We start from the raw sequence: 18,184 nt of genomic DNA on the forward strand, positions 1-18,184 counted from the left end.
CTGACCCGAAAGGAAAGTGCTGTATGAAAAAACATCTTATCGGGAATCTGCCTCCATGAGGAAAACTCCGGAAGAGCACTTACGGCACGATAAACTTGCGATCCGGAAAGTGAGGATCACGCATGATTGTACCGGGAGCCTGACGGGTACCGTCAGGTTTCTGAATACGGATCTTTTTCGTCCGGTCATACGGGCTGAAAACGACCATCGGATCTTCCGTCGGCCATGCAGTCTGGATCGACTCGTTATTGGCCGGTTTGGGAGGATTTACAGGAGGCGTCACGGGATTTACCTTAGGCGTCTGGACGGGCGTTTTGACTGTCGGAGACGGGGTAATAGTCGGCGAAGGCGTCGTACCGGGATTGGCAAGAATCTGCCCAATCGTACCCGTACCGGGATTGACTCCCGTATTGCCAGAAGCTAATCCCTGCTGATTATTGGGATCAATGCCAATTGAGGATGGATCCTGAAGCTGGTTAAGAAGCTCCGTTTGATCGGGAGCAGGAATCACAGACGGAGTTTCCGTATTCGTATAGGGCGTTCCATTGAATCCGGGTAGCGGCCTGTCCACAACACGGGGAGGCTGCTCACATGAAACCAGGGCTATTATGCTTACTGCCACAAGGACAGCCATCGGTTGATAACTCTTCATCACTAATTCTGGATTGATGTGGACTTTATACCCCACCATGCAAGGTGTCAATGCCATTTTCCCTAACAAATCATCTGCATGATTTCTCTGGGAGAGAGGCCCTGTTCCCGTAGTGTACGTATAGCCAGGCTCCCATTTCTTTTGGCCAGTCTGACTCCCCGGTCATCGCAAACCAATCTATGGTGTTCCCAAACGGGAACAGGCAGGCCGAGGAGTTCCTGAAGAACGCGGTGTATGCCTGTACAAGGCAGAAGATCCTCACCCCTGGTCACATGGGAAACGCCCTGTTCCGCATCGTCCGTCACAACGGCCAGATGATAACTGGTCAGACAATCCTTGCGGGCGAGAACTACATCTCCCAACATGCAGGGATGGCACACTTGGCGGCCAAAACGCAGATCCTCCCAGGCGAGGTCGCCCGTCAACGCGGCTGCCCGCGCACAATCCAGCCTCCATGCATGAGCGGCTCCGGAAGCGATCAGCTCATCCCGGAGATCAGATGGTAGATCACGGCAGGTACCGGGATAGGAATCCACCGCTTCTCCCTGGGGAGCACCTCCGGAACGGGCGAGTTCCTCTGCAATTTCGCGCCGCGTGCAAAAACATGGGTAAACGACCCCAAGGTATTTCAATCGTTCCAAAGCAGCCGCATACAAAGACATGCGACTGGATTGGAAAACAACCTCTCCGTCAAAGCGAATTCCGAGCCAGCCCAAGTCTTCCATGATGCCGTCCGCCCAGTCCGTCCGGCACCGGACCGTGTCGATATCCTCCATCCGCAGCAGACATTCCCCGCCCAGTTCGTCGGCAAGGGTTCGGGCTTTCCAGGCTGCCAGTACATGTCCCAAATGGAGCAATCCGCTCGGACTGGGAGCAAAACGCGTTCTGGGCAATTTGAAATCCATATCCAAGTGATGGAATATTCCCGCTTTCGCGTCAAATACAAACACATGAACGGCAACTTCCGTGTTCTCTTGTAAATTTATCCTTGCCCACCCCCCCCTGTTAAAGCTAAATAAGCCCATCTCACTCAGAAAGAGAAAATCCAGATTAAAGAACCAACAAACTACCAATCATGGGTCAGCAACACCGCAAAGTCACCAAGCGCCGCCGCCGTATCAACTACATCAAGCGCAAGAAAGAGCTTGAACAGGCTAGCAAAACCCTTCCTGTAAGACTTGCCGTCTCCATTGCCAAGGACGACGACTCGGAAAAGAAGCCCGCAGCGCCCAAGAAGAAGGCAGCCGCTCCTAAAACCGAAGCAGCTCCCGCCAAGAAGGCCCCTGCCAAAAAAGCTCCCGCCAAGAAGGCCCCTGCAGCTGATTCCGAATAATTCTCGGAAATCGGCAAGGCGCAGCTACCATGACGAACAAGGGGCTGCTACCTCGCATTTCTTCAGACTAATCCTTATACGGGTTAGTCTGTTTTTATCTCCGCCCATGGATATCATTTTACAGTATTCCCTTCAAACGGCATTGACGTTGCTTGCCCTGCTCCTTGTCGGAATGGGACTCGCCGGTTGTGTCATCCCCGTCGTGCCGGGCCACCCGATGATATTCCTGGGCTGCATGACCGCCTCCTTCATCTCTTCCTCTCCGGAATACTCCCCCGGATGGGTAACGTGGGGGGCTCTTGCCCTACTCTGCATCATCGGCATGCTGGGAGATAACATTTGTACCTATTGGGGAGCCAAACGCTTCGGCAGCACTAAGGCCGGTCTCTGGGGAAGCCTGATCGGACTTCTCATCGGAGGTTTCTTTTTCCCAATGGGCATACTCATCGGTCCTTTCCTGGGGGCCGTCATTTTTGAGGTCGGGTTTCAAAAACGGGAAATACGGAAAAGTCTTTCCTCCGGGATAGGGGCTGTTCTGGGGATCTTCGCAGGATTCCTGTTCAAATTAGGGATAGCCGCCCTGATGATCGTCTGGTTCCTGACTGCCAGTTACTGGTGCTGACCGGGAAGCATGCCGGCAGCGGTCAGGATGGAATCAAACGAATCCCCCCGCAGCATGCCGACGCGGAAAATTGTCTCTTCGACAAGATTGCCCGGACAAGAAGCTCCGGCCGTAATCCCCACCTTGACGGGAACATCCGGATTCCCCATCACTTCGGGAAAGGAACTTTCCACAATCCGGTGAAGCCTGGTATCGAAACATTCCACTTCAGTCAGGGAACGAATGCAAGCTGCGGCTTCAATGAAAAACGTCGGCACGGATTCCTTTGCAATATCCACCAGATGAGTCGTATTGGAGCTATTGTAGCCACCCACGACGAACATGATGTCCGGTTTCTCATCCAACAACTGGAACAGGGAATTCTGGCGATCTTGCGTCGCCCCGCAAATCGTATCGAAAACGGAATATCGTTCATCATTGCCATCGCGTTTAACCACCGCGTTGCGGATCATCGTCTGGATGGACTGGGTTTCGCTCTTCAACATGGTCGTCTGATTGGCCAGCCCCACCTTGACGAGGTCGCGGTCAGGATCAAATCCCGGAGACATGGCTCCTTCAAAACGTTTCATGAATTCATCCCTGCACCCATGCCCCATCATATAATCCGCAAGGGCGCGTGTGTCCTCTTCGGTGAAAATAATGATGTATTTCCCGCGTCCGTCTTCGCCGAGAGCGCGCGAAGCCGTAGCAAGGGTTTCTTCATGAGTCGCCTTGCCATGAATGATAGAAGTAACCCCCATGGCCGCAAAATCCTTCACTCGACGCCACACTTTCACAACGTCGCCGCAGGTCGTATCGACGATGGAAACCCCCTTGTTCGTCAAAAAATCCATAAACGGAACCGGAACCCCGAAAGCAGGAACGATAACTACGTCTTTTTCACAGAGCTCATCGTATTCGTCGGTCATCGTCTTCCAAGGCAGGCGAATCACTCCCATTGCTGCCAGCTGGCGGTTCACTTCGGGATTATGAATAATATCCCCAATCAGGAAAATACGGTTCTCGGGAAAAACATTCCGGGCGGCATACGCAATATCAATCGCACGTTGGACTCCGGTGCAGAACCCGAACTCCGGAGCCAGCACAAAAGTCGTATGTCCCAATTCCAAACGGTTCCCGGAAGAACGAACAGATTCCACCAGGGCGCTCTGGTAATGACGGCGTACCTTCTCCTGGACAATCCCCATCACTTCGGCACGGCGGACATTCACTCGCGAATTGCGTTTCGGCTGACGATCCATGCCGACAAAAGGCCACAGGAAATCCTCCGCGTCAAGAAGTCATTGTCTCTTGCTTCAAGAAGCTGTTCCCTGTATGCATCGCACATGCTTCTCGCCCTGGCTCCCATGAAAGACATCACGGACCTGGCTTTCCTCCGTGTCCTGACCTCCCTCGGAACCCTGCCTGACTATTTCATTACGGAATATTTCAGATCCAGCCCTCATCACAGTAAGCCCGATCCTAAAATTTTGAGATCTATCGACGAGAACCCGACCGGATGTCCTATCTACGCCCAATTCGTCGGCAGTGACCGCGACTCCCTGGTGCGGGACGCACGACTACTCATGGAGCATCCCGTTGCCGGAGTCGATCTCAACATGGGATGCCCGGCCCATCTCGTCTGCCACAAAAACGCCGGCGGAGGCCTCTTGCGAAAGTTACGCACGATGGATACCATCCTCGGAGGCCTGAGAGATGCTCTGCCTGAAGGTGCCTTCACCGTCAAATGCAGGCTTGGATGGGAAGATCCACAGGAATTTTCCGCTATTTTGGGCATCATCGCGAAACACTGTCCAGACCGGCTCGCCATCCATGGGAGAACCGTCCGGGAAGGATACAGAAGTCCCGTTCATCCGGAATGGATCGCCCATGCCGTAGAAGTCATGCCCTGCCCCGTCATTGCCAACGGCAACATCGTGGATCCGGCAACAGCTTCCGTCTGGATGGAACAATGCCGCCCCGCCGGATTCATGATCGGACGGGCAGCCATCCGCAATCCCTGGATCTTCGATCAATTACGCGCAAGTTTCTGCGGCAAGCCCGTCCCTGCTCTCATCCGGCGAGACCTTTACCGCTACGCCCTTCTCCTATCGGAGGAAACTGCTGCCACGCAGGATCGCTTCGATGAAAAAAAACACGTCAACTCGTTGAAGAAATTCATGGTCTACATGACCTGCGGCTTGCCGGATGCCTTTGGATATGCCATCCGCAGAGTGGCAACACAGCAGGAATTCCAAGCTACATGCGCCGAATTTCTTGACAATAAACTGCCTGTCGACATTCGTCCTCCGGAACATTCACCTCTTTTTGCCCACCATGAAGACCTTCTTTCCGCCGGGCGAGAAAGGGACCCTAATGTTTCTTGCCCTCGGGAGAAGGGTTCCCCATGGGGCGGCGTGTCATCATAAGCGTCTGCTCCTTATACAGAGACAGGGCAATACCCACAACCAGGGCAAAGAGAATAAATACCGTTTTCAACCCGTTGGCAAAAACTCCGATCAAGGTATCGAGAAGCACTTTTTCATTCTCCGTCTGGAAAAACTGCATTAAAAACAACACCGTCTTATACGCATACATCCCCGGAATCATCGGAAGCAAAGAGGGGAAGGCAAATACCTCTGCCGGGCAATATACCCGCTTGGCGAAGAAAATACTCAGTAGTCCGATGATAAACGATGCGATACAGGTGGATACAACAATCCCCATCGACGTATTCTCAATCAGGAAAAAACGCAGACCGTGTCCTACGGCAGCCAGCAGGGCACAGATCGGGATCGCCTTCCGGGGAGGATTCGAAATCACCGAAAAACCTATAGCCGCCACAGCAGCAAAAAATCCGTCAGCCAAAATCGACAGTGCAAAATCCGGTATCATAACATGTTCACTCCATAGATGTACAACGAAATGGCCAATCCCAGTGCAATGCAAATAATCAGGTTGCACGCACCCACCAACCGGGAAATCCCCATCAGGACAAATCCCTGAAGCAAATCCATAATCCCGTTAATCAAGGGAACTCCCGGTACCAGAAAAAGAACGCTCGTCGCCATGGCAACACTCGGCGTCGTCCCCCATTGAAAGAAAACGGCCAATCCGCCAATCAGAGAAGCCACACAGGAACAGACAGTAAACACAATGTAATGGTTCACATGTCGTTTCATCATTTCCTGCCGGACAAAAAAACCGGACAGGGTTGCAGCAAACACAACCACCATCGCGATAAGGTCTCCCTGAAACAACCGGCAAAACGATGCATTGGCCAAGGCAACCAGCATCAGTACCATCCAGCGCGACATAGAGGGAATGGCGACGATTTTCCTGTATTTCCTCCGGAATTCATTCACGGACAAATGGCAGTCATGCACTTCCCAACTCAGTGTACTCAGAAGTGAAATCGTCCTGAAATTGATGGGAGCCGGTTCGATCTTCTTGATCAGTGTCTGCCGGATGGAATGGTCCTCCTTGCGCTTGACTGACATCATCACGGACTTCTGAAGAATCGTAATAGCCACACTGTACCCGAACGATTCCGCAATACGCGACGTATTGCGGACAACACGGGACGTATGCGCCCCGGCCGCCATCATCATCACAGCATAGTGCAGCAACGCATCCGCCGAAATCTGGAACGAGGTTCGTTTTTTCCCGCCGGAATGCCCAACACAGTCGAGATCTCTCCCCTCCCCGGTATCGGAACGGGGGACTTGGGACTGAATCTGTGAATCGGATGGCAATTCCTGTGTCATTTATTGAGGAAAACGAAACCGGCGGATGCATACGCGCCAACCGAGAAATAGTCAAGCATTCAGCATGTTCACGAAATTTGGAGAAAACATATCCCCACGTATTTCATGCTATCCGATGCGGTTACATGGAAAAATCGACTTGTGGCTCCCCACGATTTGCCTAGTATAAGTGTCGTCACTTTCAGCATCCATGATTAAAGCCGACCACCTCTCCAAAACCTTTGGCCGTTTCCAGGCAGTCAAGAATGCCACATTTACCATTAACAAAGGAGAAATCGTCGGGTTTCTTGGCCCCAACGGCGCCGGTAAAACCACAACGCTCAGGATGCTGACGGGATATCTTCCTCCTTCCGGAGGCTCCGCCACCATCGCCGGATACGATATCGTGGAACAAACCCTGGAAGCAAGAAAACACCTGGGGTATCTCCCGGAACACGTCCCGCTTTACGATGACCAGCGCATCACCGAATATCTGAAATACCGGGCTCGGCTGAAGGGCATCCCTTCCAAGAAAATCTGGGACTCCGTCTCCCAGTCCCTGGAACGTTGCGGATTGGAAAACGTGCACCGGAAAATGATCCGAACCCTCTCCAAGGGATATCGCCAACGCGTCGGCCTTGCGGATGCGTTGCTCGGCAGTCCCGATCTTCTGATTCTCGACGAACCAACTAACGGATTGGACCCCAACCAGATCCGCCAGATCCGGGAACTCATCAAAGAACTTTCCAAGGAACATACGATCATCCTTTCCACCCACATCCTCAGTGAAGTGGAAATGATTTGCAACAAGGTCATCATCATTGACCAAGGCATTATCAAGGCAGAAGATACCCCGTCCAACCTTACCTCCAACCTTCGCGCGGCCGGACGCATCAATCTTGAATTTAAAGGCGATTTGGAAAAAATCACCGCTATGTTTGAAGAAATCCCCGCCGTCAAGAAAGTCATCTTCGAAGAAACCTCGGAAGACGGGTGGCACACTGTCACCGTCCGGGCCGAAGCCGGCACCGATACGCGGGAAAAACTGGCCCAAATCATCGTCGGGCAAAACTGTCCTCTCCGCCACATGTACCGCCATGTGCCCAATCTGGAAGAAGTCTTCGTGGAAATGACCCGCCGCAACTAATTCGCCGCTTCGTTTCACATTACCCCGCTTTCTCCCGACATCCCATTCCATCCAACGCTGCCATGTCATCCATTATCACCATTTTCCGCAAAGAACTCCGGAGTTACCTGGGGACGCCATACGGCTGGATCATTCTAGCCTTCGTCATGGCGCTGCAAGGCGTGTCTCTGTCCGCCACTTTGAAGATGTTCCAGATCGCCCCTCAAAAAGAAGGCATCCTGTTCTTCATTCTCCACTCCCCTACCTTCTGGTTCTACTTTCTGTTCATCTTCCCGCTCATCACCATGCGCCTCATGGCCGAAGAAGAAAAAACAGGCACTCTGGAATCGCTCCTCACTGCCCCTATCAAAACGCCGCAGGTAATCATCGGTAAATTCCTGGCAGCCTATGCTTTCTATATAATCCTCTGGCTGCCCATGCTCCTCTACCCCCTTATTGGCGAGCTATCCGATGTTTACATCAATCTTGTCCACGGCTATTCGACCGACACCGGCATCCAACTGAGTTACCGCCTGTGCGATTGGGTCGGGGCGTATTCAATCATCCTGCTCATCGGAGCCTGGTTCACCTCCATCGGATTGCTCTGCTCATCTCTAACCAGTAGCCAGATCATTTCGGGGATCACCACCATCGGTACCCTCGTCTTTATCTTCTTCCTTGGTCTTGTTCCCGTCATATGGGGAGAATTCCCCGCAGCAGGTATCTTCCACTACATCTCGTGTTCCGAACATCTGGACCGTTTTTCCGCCGGCTTGATTGATACGCGTCCAGCCATCTTCTATATCAGCATGACTATCCTGACTTTGGCCCTGACTATCCGCGTTGTGGATCACAGGCGCTGGAAACATTAATCCGTCATTCCCGAACCTATTTCCCCTCTCTATTCACCACCATGAGTGAACCCGAATCTACAGAAACCGCCCCCGCCGCCAAGCCCCACAGGAAAAGGAAAAGTTTTCTAATCTGGCTTAACCTGGCACTGCTTGTTTTCATCGTCCTTGCCGTCAATTATATCAGTTTCCGGGAATACTACCGCCGGGATCTGACCGAAGATCAGCGTTACGTTATTTCGTCCCAGTCCATCAATCTCCTGAATTCCCACCTCCTTCAGGAACGGAAGACTCCCGTCAAAATCATCTTCGCCTTCCAGAGAACCACTCAGAACTACACCCGCATGCGGTCTCTTCTGGAAGATTACGTCCACAATTCCAACGGCAAAATCGAAGTCGAATTCATCGACCCCCTGCGGCAACCCAACCGGGCTCGCGAAATAGCCCTCATCTACGACGGCCTCGAATTCAAGAAAAATCAAGTTGTGATTGATGCCAGGCAGGATACTTCCCGTTCCCTCAAAAGCTTTGAAGGCAAACGGGAAGGAGTTTCCCATGTCCAACACATCCCCGGTGACGCCTTCGTCGTGTACGAAAAGAGTCAGGACGGGAAAGGCATGAAAGCCGTTGCTCTTCAAATGGAAGACATGATGACCGCCGGGCTCATCAGTGCTCTGGAAGGCGTTCGTCGTCCCCTATACGTCATTTCCGACAAAAGCAATTTCAACGCCGATAAAACAGATAACGAAGACTCAGTCTACCGTACGCTGGAACATATCTGCCTCTCCCAGAATCTTGAACCCAAACCACTCGCTATCAATGGGCTTAAAAAAATACCAGATGATGCTATGGGTCTCATGATCGTCGCCCCACAGTACGATTTCACCAAAGAAGAAGTAGACGTCATCTCGGATTACTGGAATCGCCCAAAATCCGCCGTCCTTGCCTTCATTGATCCCAATGCCAAAGACAACAAATACTTCTACCGCTTCCTCCGCGAACAAGGGATACGCCCTCAGGATGACCGTATCCTCCTGCGCAACCGCAAACAAGCCTACTATCAGATCAACGCCATCTTCGCTCCGGGGCTGGAATGCACGGAAGACTTCTGGAACTCCAGTACCGGCCTCGAAGGAGAAAGCATCTCCCTCCAAATCGCCGATGAAGATCCTCAACTCGGCAATCGCAAAATAAAAACCTTCCCTCTCCTCATTACCACATCCGAATTTTACGGAGAAACAAAATATAACAAACTCAACCCTCAGTTTGACGCCCAGGAAGACAACCCCGGCCCTCTCCTGATCGCTGCAGCCATTCTCCGCGGCAACACGAGCGATATCAATCTCAGCAAGGAAACCGGTCGTATGGCCGTCTTCGGGAATGTGGACATCCTTCGTCCGAAGCAAATCAAGCCGGAACAGAGAGACTTCATCCGTTCCATCGTTTCCTGGATGACAGACCGCGAAGAACTCGCCGGCATGGGTTCCAATCATGACCTGACTATCAAGCTCAACCTGGATCGCAACGCCCTATCATTCCTGCAGATGTTGATCAACCTCGGCCTTCCGCTGCTGGCTCTGCTGATCGCCCTGGTCATTTGGAACACACGCCGTAGTTAAAAACAGGACCGCCCTTTTTCCCCCATCTTTTTTACGATCCCATGCTCCTCTTTCGTACTATCCTTCTAAGCATCATCGCACTGGTCTGCCTGGCAGCCACGGTCGTATTGACGATAGACGGGAATCTGTCCCGCCTGACGGGGCACAATGTTTTCGAAAAAGGAGAACGCATCTTCCCTTACAGTAAAAAGGAAATAGACAGCGTCTCATGGATGCGCGTCCGGACCGTCAATGACATGGCAGAGGCCGAAATCAACGACAAGGGCATCTGGTGGCTGTCTACCCCTTGGAATGACCGTATGGATCCCCGCGCGGCTGCCGCAATCCTTCAGTTCACCTATTCCACGGCGCTTGTCGACGAGCTTCCCCTCAACAACACCGTCAGAGGATCCATGCGGGAATTCGGGATCGAAACTACGCCCATCCAACTGACTCTCAAAAACAACTCCGGCAAGCACAAACAGAGCACCATCGCCCGTTACATCCTCGGTTCCACCGCTCCGTGGATCGTCGAAGATCAGGAAGGCAACACCAATGCCACCACCTACATGCGGACGGATTTTTACGGGAACAACCGTAACATCCTGGTAACCACAGGTAATATCCTTCCTCTGTTTAAAGAAGGTATCAGACAATTGAGAGACCACCGTCCCCTTCTGCTCCCCCCGGCTGTCATTAAACTTCCATCGCAACCCAGAAAAATCGTTATCCATCACGGCGGCAAAGAGATTGTCCTTACCCGGACCATCTTCGAAGCTCCTTGGGAAATTGAAACACCACTTCCCGTCAAAGCTGACCAAAAAACCGTTACCAAACTCCTTAACGGTCTCCACAAATTGACGGCCTCCAGAGTATATAATCCTTCGGACGTCACACTCCCTGATGCCAAGAATTCGGACATCACGTCTATTACTCTCGAAAATTTCGACGGAGACCCTCCTCTGACTTTAAAACTCTATCCGTCCGATACTCCCACCTCCAAAACGGTCAAAGCTACCGTTTCCGACCGCAAAGCCGTCTTCGAACTTCCCATTGCCACTAACCCTGATTTCCCCGGTACAGAAGATCTCCCGCTCAGCCTCAACAGTTTGCGATCCCAAACTCTTTGCTCGATTGACAATAAAACGATCAAAGGCCTCTTCATCCGCTCAGTAGGTGGCTTCCCAATCGACATACGCCTTCTCCCTCGCGGCCGCGAAGGTAACAAAGCTGCTCCGGAATGGGTATATTCTGCGGAAGACGTCAATCAAGCTCCCATCAATGAGGCCCAACTTTTCAAGTCGCTAAAAACTCTTCTGGAAGAACCGGTCATTGGATTCGCTACCGACAACCCGTCAGACTTGTCCGACTATGGGTTAAACCAGCCTTACATGTCTATTGCCATCCAGCAGACCAATAACGACTTGACCATTTTCTCCTTTGGGACGGGCAAAGACGGTTCCTGGTATGCCAAGGAGAAAGGAAAACCCAGCATCTACCAAATCTCTTCCGCCTATGTCGATTCCTTCCCGACTGAATCCCTGTATTGGAAACAGAACAAATTGTTTAATTTCAGCCGATTCGAGCTCAGTAAAATGTATTTGGAAAGGATTGGACAGCCTCCGCTCATCCTCAAATACGACTACCTTGACGACACTTGGCAAGGCACGCAGGACGGCAAGGACGTCACCGTCATTATTGACAACAACAGAGCTAACCGCTATCTCAGCGAATTGGAACGAATGAAAGTCGTCCGCTGGCTTCCCTTCACCGATATGGATGCTGCAGAAGCTTTGAAAAATCCGGTCTTCCGCCTCAAAATAGTTCTGGATCCCAGCCAGGCGGAAATTAACATCAAAGACGACAGTTTTGATAACACCACAGGCGATCAGACTTTGTCCCCTCCTCAGGAACTTCAGGAAAAAATCCTCGAAATAGCTCCTGCCGGCGAACCCGGGCATACCTCTTTCTACTTCGGTAAAATGAGTGATTTCCCCTATTATTTCATTCTGAAAATGGATGAAGTACGAATTCTGGGAGCCTCAGTATTCGAGCAGGATTAAATACTCCTGCCTTACCTCATACGGAAAGACAAATCCTTCGCTGGAAATCCGGTACGTATCCTGCGAATAAGCAGCTAAATGTCTCTACTCCGGTTTCATCAAACGAACCGGATGCCGGAGACGAGATACACAGTCAAAGGAAAATACCCGGGGCTACACCAATTCTATGGTGCGCGTTCCGCCATTTCCTAGAATTGACAAGACGTTCCAAATCGCTCCCCGTCACACATTGTGAAAAAAGGGAATGCTCCGTTGCCCCCATAATTTGCTTCTTTAAAAATCCCATCGAAACAAGACTCGGTTGATTGCTCCAATGGAATACGGCGCTATCCACAATAAACAAATTGCCATCCTTGTGAATGTATGAAGGAAATTTCAAATGCGGATTTTCTTCCACATAAACGGATCTCCCAATCCATCTCTTGGCACGGAGAGGATTCATCAATCTCCTGAAAAATTTCATCCATGAAGGAGCATCCGACAAATTCTCAGCATGTTTCCATCGGCTGGACAATTGATCCACCGGATAAAAGTAGGAATAAACCGCTGCCGCACTAACCGGAGATTTACCCATCCATGAATGACGCAACCGGACAACATCCGCAGCATCCCGGACAAGCACCCCCATCGCCTCGGTCAATTGCTCACGCAACTTTTCCACAGTACTCCCCCCCCACACAGCCCGATCATGATCCACCATCAACACGTAATCCGCATCCATTACGTCTACGGCCTTCTTCAAAGCACCGCCAAATCCCAGTCCATCATCAATCATGAAACTTCTCAATCCGTACTTGGACGCCACGGCAGAATCCCCATTGTGCCCTCCGATAAAAAATACACAGACATCGTCAAAAAACCGAAGCAACCCGCTCCTTTCATAAGAAGCCAGCGTCCGTGCCAACGTCCGAGGCGCCTTATCGCAAAAAACAGTCAACCCAACCGTTTTGCCTTCAACTAAACATTCCCTATCCCGTGTCATCGCTTGCAATTTTAGAAAAAGAGTGGCTCTATAACAAGAAACAAAGCCAAGCCTCGAATTTTTATTCCACAAAAAATGGGATCCGTGTCGCTTTACAGGTAAAGGAGTAAGTTCCATGCAACAGTTCATCCACATTCCCAAGCCTTTCAGGGCTCTCGCCAGTATACTAGCCGGATGCCTACTTCTTTCCGGCTGCGTTGCAGATCCCTATTGGGACAACATGTCCGTATCCACCACTTATGCCTCATCGGGATACGGAGGAGACTACGTCAGCTACAACAGCTATACCGGCTATGGAAATTATATGTACGACAGCGCCGGTTTCCCCATCTATGGCTATTATGCGGGCAGACCCGTTTACGGATACAGCCCGGCCGGAAGTCCCATCTTTTCCATCAACCTCCTGTACAGCAACTGCTACGTTCCCTCATGGAGACCCGCATACTATTACCGAGGGCACTACCACTGGCCGCACGGAGTCCGTTATCTGGAACGTCCGAAACCCTCGTGGAATCATGGTCGGCCCTTAGTATACCATCGCCCCAACAACAGGCCCCAGCCCATGCCTCCTTCACGACCGGGCAGTAACTCCCACCGCCCCTCCTCCCCTTCCTACAACAATAGGCCCAACTCTTCCCATCCCTCGTATAACAGGCCATCAGCGGGTCATAGACCCTCCCCAAATACACCTTCCTGGAACAGACCGGAAAATAACAACAGGCCATCGGGCAATCGTCCGGGACGTCCTTCTTCCGCGATTCGCCCGGGGACCGGCGATCCCCAATGGACTGTCAGTAATCGACCGGAAGCCTCTTCACGCCCCCATGCTCCCAGCTCCTCTTCGGGAAACAGCGGTCGCCATAGTCGTCCTTCCTTCAGCGGAGGTTCATATACCCCCGTAAGTTCCTACTCCGGATCCGGTGGCAGCAGGCCATTCAGCGACAGCTACTATTCAAGCCATTCATCATCATCCAGCAGTACATCCTCGTCTGACAGATCCTCAAGTTCGCGGGACGGAGCCGGATCATTCGGTCCTTCCTCCCACCATCGCCCTTCCAGAAGATAACCTCGACAAGTCAGACTTCCTTCAGCATTCCCCGGTAACCAAGATGTAAAATTGGTACAATAAAAAAACAGGCAGCCTCACTTCCGGAATCATACCGCGGGTGAGGCTGCTTGATTTTATTATTTGCTGTTCAATTAAGCTTCAACAGAAGATTTGGGCAGGAAAACCGTCCTATCTGCAAAGACAAGGATATATCCCTGCTCGCACAGCCAAAGAATATCGCGCACCAATTCCTGACGGCGGTTTCTGATAAGATCTTCTTCAGAAACAACAGGAACTGCCGCTTTCACTTCAGCAGGTTCTCCTTCCGATGGAACGGCAGCAGGAACCGGTTCTACGGCAACTTCTGTAACCGGAGACTCCGTTTCAACCGCAGTAATTTCTTCGGCCTTCTCCTCGGAGGGAACGACAACCTCGTCAGCCATCGGTTCGGCAGACGCCGATTCCAGATCACCCGCATCCGAAGCAGTCGGAGCCGGATCAACTGGCACTGGAGCCTCCCTGGCACCCTCTTCCGAAACCTTGGGTAAAACACCTCCGAGTTCATTGAGCATGACATCCACCCCCTGGCCCGCATGTTCCCGGACCCAGTTGAGAATAGCCGTCATATTATCGGCAAGTACCGTCCCCGACGGAACCGTTCGCGGCCTGCTCGGACCGGTATGATGCCCGTTATTCCATTTAAAAATGGGCATATGATGACGGGCAAGACCGTGGCAAAGGTTAGGGATCAACATACTGGGATGCTTTCTCGTCACATCGGCCAGTTTCACCAAGTGTGCCCAGAGTCCGGGAGAAAGATGCTTCCGGTCGGCCGCTCCATTGACAAACACCTTGTCTCCCACGAGATAGACTTCATCGAAATGATGGTCGCTAAAATCCTTCTCCACAGCGGCACGATCCGCGAGAATAACGTCTCCGGCGTCCTCGCGAACAGGCTTCCAGACGATACGGCGACTAGCTTCCGCCAACCACTTTTGAACGACTTCCTCATCCTTGACGATTTCAATCGTACGGCGGAAATCGTCAACCGACATATTGGAGAACTTGTCACGGTGCAAGGCCGCCACAGCGGCTTGGTAACCGTGCCAATTCACCGGACCGATCAAATCTCCGGAAAGACGGCATTTTGCTATTCCCTGAAAATCACCCTTGGGAGGATCCACTGGTTCTTCTTCAGTCCTGTAAAATTCATTAAACCACGGAGCTCCCCACAGGAAACGCAAAGCCTCCTCACGGGAAATCCAGCAGGAACGATCCTCCTTCTTGGACTGAATCAACTGAGGGCCTCCCTCCCGCTTCATATAGACGAGATCGTACCGATCACGACCGCCCATCACAACTTTAGCGAAATCAAACAGAGAAACAGCGCGTTTGTGTTTATTCACCTCAGCCGCCCATACCGCAAGCAGAACATCGACAGGACGCAACTCCACGCGAAGTCCCGGCGTCGGTTCGGCAAGTTCCTCCCTAGGCTGGCGCGGACGATCAAAACGTCCCCCCTTGCCCTGCGGGCGTCCTCCCTGGCGGAAGCGGTTTCCTCCCTGGCCGCCTTCTCGACGGTCATCTCTGCCGGTCGTGCGATCGCGACGTTCGCCACGGAACCCTTGTCCCTGACGTCTTTCGCCACCCCGACCGCCGGCACGTTCAGCGGATCCTTCTTTCCTGAATCGCCCACTTCCTCGTTCCTCCCGATTACGGAAAGAAGAAAAGTCGGCACGTCGCGGCTTGTCGCCGGTTTCCCGTTGACGAGCCCAGGCCGGGCCGAACTGGAAATCGGTCAACCCCGACAGATCAAGGTTGTCATCAAACGAATCCTGCTTGGATGTTTCTTCGGTCATGATTGTGTCCGTGTTTCATTAGCAAGTAAACATGAGGCATGGCAATCATTTTGCGTGCTAGACGCCATGAATTTGTGCAATTTGTGTGTTGAGAGGCATATTTGCCCGCCAAAACCGGTCTATTCGTCCCGTTCTTCCGGCGCATATTTCAACCTCTCGATACACCATTCACCCCCATTACCGACATGGACACTATCCGTCAACGACTCGAAGAAAAAGGCTACAAACTTCACCCGGCCCCTGCCCCCGTAGGTTCCTACGTTCAGTGCGTCCGCACCGGCAACCTCCTCCACCTCTCCGGAGGCATCTCCGTCAATGGAGAAGACTCCTTCTACGGTAAAGTAGGCCAGGAATTGACCTTGGAACAGGGCCAGGCTGCGGCACGAGCCGCTATTCTCAACCGCCTCGCCGTTGTTGAACAAGCAGTCGGTTCCCTAGAAAAAATCACCCGCATTGTCGCCCTTAACGGATTCGTCAATGCCGGTCCCGAATTCTACGACCACCCCAAAGTCCTCAATGGAGCCTCCGACCTTCTGCTCGAAATATTCGGAGAAATAGGCCGGCACAGCCGCACGGCGGTCGGTGTCTCGGCCCTGCCCCTCAACGTTGCTGTAGAAATCAGCCTCGTTGTCGAAGTAGCCGACTAACATTGAACGCTGTGTAAGCATATTCATCCTTTCGTGGCAGGCATGGATTCCCCCATGTCTGCCTTTTTCTTGTATCCTTCGACCATTCCCACTTGAAAATTTTTACTAAAGCCACTATAGTAAGCCCCGGTCTTGACCGAACAATCAATGCTCCTGTGGCGGAATGGTAGACGCTGCAGACTTAAAATCTGCTGCCGGCAACGGCGTACGGGTTCGAGTCCCGTCGGGAGTACCAAAGCTATTGCTCCTAATAGTCCTAACACATTGTTTTTAGGACTTTTTTGTTTGTTTTACAAATTGCCTCATCCATCAATTTCGAGGTGGAGCCCATAACTTTTACCCAGGAGAGTGTTTCTACTTTTCCATTGGATTCTCTTGTGGTAAAGTCGGGGAGTGCCCGATGGAGTCTTTTTTCTCTCCAGCGGTATTTCAATTCAAACAATCTCGTCATTATGATCCCCGCAGAATTCAAAAGCGCGCTGAATGAAGCCCTCGCCGATTTGCGAACCCAAGGCCTCTACAAGAGCGAACGATTCATTGATTCCCAGCAATATTCCCAAGTAACGCTCAAGGATGGCCGTTCCGTCATCAATATGTGCGCCAATAATTACCTCGGCTTGGCCAACCACCCGGAAGTCATGGAAGCCGCCCGCGATGCAATCAAACGCTGGGGTTTCGGCGTGGCATCCGTCCGCTTTATCTGCGGTACGCAGACGCTTCACAAAGCTCTGGAAGAACGCCTCAGCCATTTTCTGGGTACGGAAGACACCATCTTGTACGGTTCCTGTTTCGATGCCAACGGCGGTCTTTTTGAAGCCCTGCTCGGACCTGAAGACGCTATTATTTCCGATGCTCTCAACCACGCCTCCATTATTGACGGAGTCCGCCTCTGCAAAGCCAAGCGTTACCGTTACAACAACAATGACATGGCCGATCTGGAAGCCAAACTTCAGCAGGCTGATGCCGAAGGTGCCAAAATCAAGCTGATCTCTACGGACGGTGTCTTCTCCATGGACGGCATTATTGCCCAGCTGGACAAGGTGCGCGACTTAGCCGCCAAATACAATGCTATTTTCCACTTCGACGATAGCCACTCCACCGGTTTCATGGGAGCAACGGGACGCGGAACGCATGAATATTGCGGCCTCCTTGGAAAGATCGATATCACTACAGGTACGTTAGGCAAGGCTCTCGGCGGCGCCAACGGCGGCTATACGTCCGGACCGAAGGAAGTCATTGAGATCCTCCGCCAGCGTTCCAGGCCCTATCTGTTCTCCAACAGTATCATGCCTGCCATCGCCGCTGCTACGATGAAGGTGATCGACATTCTGGAACGTTCCACGGAAGCCCGCGATAGGGTCGAGGAAAACACCCGTTACTTCCGGACTGCCATGACTGGCGCGGGCTTCACCATTTCCGGCAAAGACCACCCGATTTCCCCGGTCATGCTCGGCGATGCCGCCTTGTCCCAGAAGTTCTCCGAGGCTCTTCTCAACGAAGGAGTGTACGCTGTCGGCTTCTTCTATCCGGTTGTTCCCAAAGGCCAGGCTCGCATTCGTACGCAAATCTCGGGCGCTCACACGAAAGAACAGCTCGACAAGGCTATCGAAGCCTTCTGCAAGGTTGGTAAAAACCTTGGCGTCATCTCCTGATCAGGGGGATGCCATCCCACCGATCA

General features: G+C 52.2%; 17 protein-coding genes and 1 tRNA gene. 11 read left to right on the forward strand and 7 right to left on the reverse strand.

Annotation, left to right across the window (positions count from 1 at the left end; translation table 11 throughout):
* Nucleotides 1-79: 79 nt before the first annotated feature.
* Both QET40_RS01315 and gluQRS read right to left on the reverse strand, forming a co-directional pair.
* Nucleotides 80-709, reverse strand: coding sequence for a hypothetical protein (locus QET40_RS01315; RefSeq protein WP_280125365.1), 630 nt, complete (start codon nt 707-709; stop codon nt 80-82).
* 5 nt (nt 710-714) lie between these two features.
* Nucleotides 715-1,557 carry a tRNA glutamyl-Q(34) synthetase GluQRS gene (gene gluQRS / locus QET40_RS01320; protein WP_280125366.1) on the reverse strand — a complete coding sequence of 281 codons (843 nt, stop codon included), beginning with the start codon at nt 1,555-1,557 and terminating at the stop codon, nt 715-717.
* A gap of 170 nt (nt 1,558-1,727) precedes the next feature.
* On the opposite strand from gluQRS, the gene QET40_RS01325 reads away from it, so the two are divergent.
* The gene (locus QET40_RS01325) at nt 1,728-1,985 is read left to right on the forward strand and encodes a hypothetical protein (RefSeq protein WP_280125367.1); all 258 of its coding nucleotides are present in this window, start codon (nt 1,728-1,730) and stop codon (nt 1,983-1,985) included.
* Between the two features lie 106 nt (nt 1,986-2,091).
* Complete coding sequence (locus QET40_RS01330; RefSeq protein ID WP_280125368.1) at nt 2,092-2,607, forward strand: DUF456 domain-containing protein; 516 nt, start codon at nt 2,092-2,094, stop codon at nt 2,605-2,607.
* Here the strand turns inward: QET40_RS01330 and QET40_RS01335 are convergent.
* Nucleotides 2,595-3,848: a 4-hydroxy-3-methylbut-2-enyl diphosphate reductase gene (locus tag QET40_RS01335; protein WP_280125369.1), complete on the reverse strand. Its 1,254-nt coding sequence runs from the start codon at nt 3,846-3,848 to the stop codon at nt 2,595-2,597. The two genes, QET40_RS01330 and QET40_RS01335, sit on opposite strands and share 13 nt — an antisense overlap.
* Before the next feature lie 105 nt (nt 3,849-3,953).
* Between QET40_RS01335 and QET40_RS01340 the strand changes: the two genes are divergently transcribed.
* Nucleotides 3,954-5,015, forward strand: coding sequence for a tRNA-dihydrouridine synthase (locus tag QET40_RS01340; RefSeq protein ID WP_280125370.1), 1,062 nt, complete (start codon nt 3,954-3,956; stop codon nt 5,013-5,015).
* On the opposite strand, the gene QET40_RS01345 is transcribed toward QET40_RS01340, so the two are convergent.
* The gene (locus tag QET40_RS01345) at nt 4,960-5,481 is read right to left on the reverse strand and encodes a threonine/serine exporter family protein (protein ID WP_280125371.1); all 522 of its coding nucleotides are present in this window, start codon (nt 5,479-5,481) and stop codon (nt 4,960-4,962) included. The genes QET40_RS01340 and QET40_RS01345 overlap by 56 nt on opposite strands.
* Nucleotides 5,478-6,353 (reverse strand): threonine/serine exporter family protein, encoded by an 876-nt coding sequence (locus QET40_RS01350; RefSeq protein WP_280125372.1) that lies wholly within the window; start codon nt 6,351-6,353, stop codon nt 5,478-5,480. Before QET40_RS01350 ends, QET40_RS01345 begins: the two co-directional genes overlap by 4 nt.
* Nucleotides 6,354-6,543: 190 nt before the next feature.
* Between QET40_RS01350 and QET40_RS01355 the strand changes: the two genes are divergently transcribed.
* The 4 genes from QET40_RS01355 to QET40_RS01370 all read left to right on the forward strand — a co-directional run bounded on the left by QET40_RS01355 (nt 6,544) and on the right by QET40_RS01370 (nt 11,970).
* Nucleotides 6,544-7,479 (forward strand): ABC transporter ATP-binding protein, encoded by a 936-nt coding sequence (locus QET40_RS01355; protein WP_280125373.1) that lies wholly within the window; start codon nt 6,544-6,546, stop codon nt 7,477-7,479.
* A gap of 62 nt (nt 7,480-7,541) precedes the next feature.
* Nucleotides 7,542-8,330: an ABC transporter permease gene (locus QET40_RS01360; RefSeq protein WP_280125374.1), complete on the forward strand. Its 789-nt coding sequence runs from the start codon at nt 7,542-7,544 to the stop codon at nt 8,328-8,330.
* Nucleotides 8,331-8,371: 41 nt separating this feature from the next.
* Nucleotides 8,372-9,928 (forward strand): Gldg family protein, encoded by a 1,557-nt coding sequence (locus QET40_RS01365; RefSeq protein WP_280125375.1) that lies wholly within the window; start codon nt 8,372-8,374, stop codon nt 9,926-9,928.
* Between the two features lie 41 nt (nt 9,929-9,969).
* On the forward strand, nt 9,970-11,970 hold the full coding sequence (locus QET40_RS01370) for a DUF4340 domain-containing protein (RefSeq protein ID WP_280125376.1): 2,001 nt from the start codon (nt 9,970-9,972) through the stop codon (nt 11,968-11,970).
* 133 nt (nt 11,971-12,103) lie between these two features.
* Here QET40_RS01370 and QET40_RS01375 read toward each other — a convergent pair whose 3' ends face one another.
* A complete protein-coding gene (locus QET40_RS01375) occupies nt 12,104-12,745 on the reverse strand; it encodes a hypothetical protein (protein ID WP_280125377.1) in 642 nt (213 codons plus the stop codon).
* A 322-nt stretch (nt 12,746-13,067) separates the two neighbouring features.
* On the opposite strand from QET40_RS01375, the gene QET40_RS01380 reads away from it, so the two are divergent.
* Entirely contained in the window at nt 13,068-14,018 is a 951-nt protein-coding gene (locus QET40_RS01380) for a hypothetical protein (protein ID WP_280125378.1), read from the forward strand.
* 134 nt (nt 14,019-14,152) lie between these two features.
* Here QET40_RS01380 and QET40_RS01385 read toward each other — a convergent pair whose 3' ends face one another.
* Nucleotides 14,153-15,859 carry a hypothetical protein gene (locus QET40_RS01385; RefSeq protein ID WP_280125379.1) on the reverse strand — a complete coding sequence of 569 codons (1,707 nt, stop codon included), beginning with the start codon at nt 15,857-15,859 and terminating at the stop codon, nt 14,153-14,155.
* A gap of 185 nt (nt 15,860-16,044) precedes the next feature.
* On the opposite strand from QET40_RS01385, the gene QET40_RS01390 reads away from it, so the two are divergent.
* The 3 genes from QET40_RS01390 to kbl all read left to right on the forward strand — a co-directional run bounded on the left by QET40_RS01390 (nt 16,045) and on the right by kbl (nt 18,158).
* Nucleotides 16,045-16,506: a RidA family protein gene (locus QET40_RS01390; RefSeq protein WP_280125380.1), complete on the forward strand. Its 462-nt coding sequence runs from the start codon at nt 16,045-16,047 to the stop codon at nt 16,504-16,506.
* A gap of 149 nt (nt 16,507-16,655) precedes the next feature.
* Nucleotides 16,656-16,741: transfer RNA gene (locus QET40_RS01395), tRNA-Leu, on the forward strand.
* Between the two features lie 217 nt (nt 16,742-16,958).
* A complete protein-coding gene (gene kbl / locus QET40_RS01400; RefSeq protein ID WP_280125381.1) occupies nt 16,959-18,158 on the forward strand; it encodes a glycine C-acetyltransferase in 1,200 nt (399 codons plus the stop codon).
* The last annotated feature ends 26 nt before the right edge of the window (nt 18,159-18,184 follow it).

It is taken from the genome of Akkermansia sp. N21169 (genome assembly GCF_029854675.1).
GTDB lineage: Bacteria > Verrucomicrobiota > Verrucomicrobiia > Verrucomicrobiales > Akkermansiaceae > Akkermansia.

Excerpts from the sequence above, each read along its gene's own strand:
- QET40_RS01315 (WP_280125365.1), bottom strand. The coding sequence starts at position 709 with ATGGCATTGACACCTTGCATGGTGGGGTATAAAGTCCACATCAATCCA.
- gluQRS (WP_280125366.1), bottom strand. The coding sequence starts at position 1,557 with ATGGATTTCAAATTGCCCAGAACGCGTTTTGCTCCCAGTCCGAGCGGA.
- QET40_RS01325 (WP_280125367.1), top strand. The coding sequence starts at position 1,728 with ATGGGTCAGCAACACCGCAAAGTCACCAAGCGCCGCCGCCGTATCAAC.
- QET40_RS01330 (WP_280125368.1), top strand. The coding sequence starts at position 2,092 with ATGGATATCATTTTACAGTATTCCCTTCAAACGGCATTGACGTTGCTT.
- QET40_RS01335 (WP_280125369.1), bottom strand. The coding sequence starts at position 3,848 with ATGGATCGTCAGCCGAAACGCAATTCGCGAGTGAATGTCCGCCGTGCC.
- QET40_RS01340 (WP_280125370.1), top strand. The coding sequence starts at position 3,954 with ATGAAAGACATCACGGACCTGGCTTTCCTCCGTGTCCTGACCTCCCTC.
- QET40_RS01345 (WP_280125371.1), bottom strand. The coding sequence starts at position 5,481 with ATGATACCGGATTTTGCACTGTCGATTTTGGCTGACGGATTTTTTGCT.
- QET40_RS01350 (WP_280125372.1), bottom strand. The coding sequence starts at position 6,353 with ATGACACAGGAATTGCCATCCGATTCACAGATTCAGTCCCAAGTCCCC.
- QET40_RS01355 (WP_280125373.1), top strand. The coding sequence starts at position 6,544 with ATGATTAAAGCCGACCACCTCTCCAAAACCTTTGGCCGTTTCCAGGCA.
- QET40_RS01360 (WP_280125374.1), top strand. The coding sequence starts at position 7,542 with ATGTCATCCATTATCACCATTTTCCGCAAAGAACTCCGGAGTTACCTG.
- QET40_RS01365 (WP_280125375.1), top strand. The coding sequence starts at position 8,372 with ATGAGTGAACCCGAATCTACAGAAACCGCCCCCGCCGCCAAGCCCCAC.
- QET40_RS01370 (WP_280125376.1), top strand. The coding sequence starts at position 9,970 with ATGCTCCTCTTTCGTACTATCCTTCTAAGCATCATCGCACTGGTCTGC.
- QET40_RS01375 (WP_280125377.1), bottom strand. The coding sequence starts at position 12,745 with ATGATTGATGATGGACTGGGATTTGGCGGTGCTTTGAAGAAGGCCGTA.
- QET40_RS01380 (WP_280125378.1), top strand. The coding sequence starts at position 13,068 with ATGCAACAGTTCATCCACATTCCCAAGCCTTTCAGGGCTCTCGCCAGT.
- QET40_RS01385 (WP_280125379.1), bottom strand. The coding sequence starts at position 15,859 with ATGACCGAAGAAACATCCAAGCAGGATTCGTTTGATGACAACCTTGAT.
- QET40_RS01390 (WP_280125380.1), top strand. The coding sequence starts at position 16,045 with ATGGACACTATCCGTCAACGACTCGAAGAAAAAGGCTACAAACTTCAC.
- kbl (WP_280125381.1), top strand. The coding sequence starts at position 16,959 with ATGATCCCCGCAGAATTCAAAAGCGCGCTGAATGAAGCCCTCGCCGAT.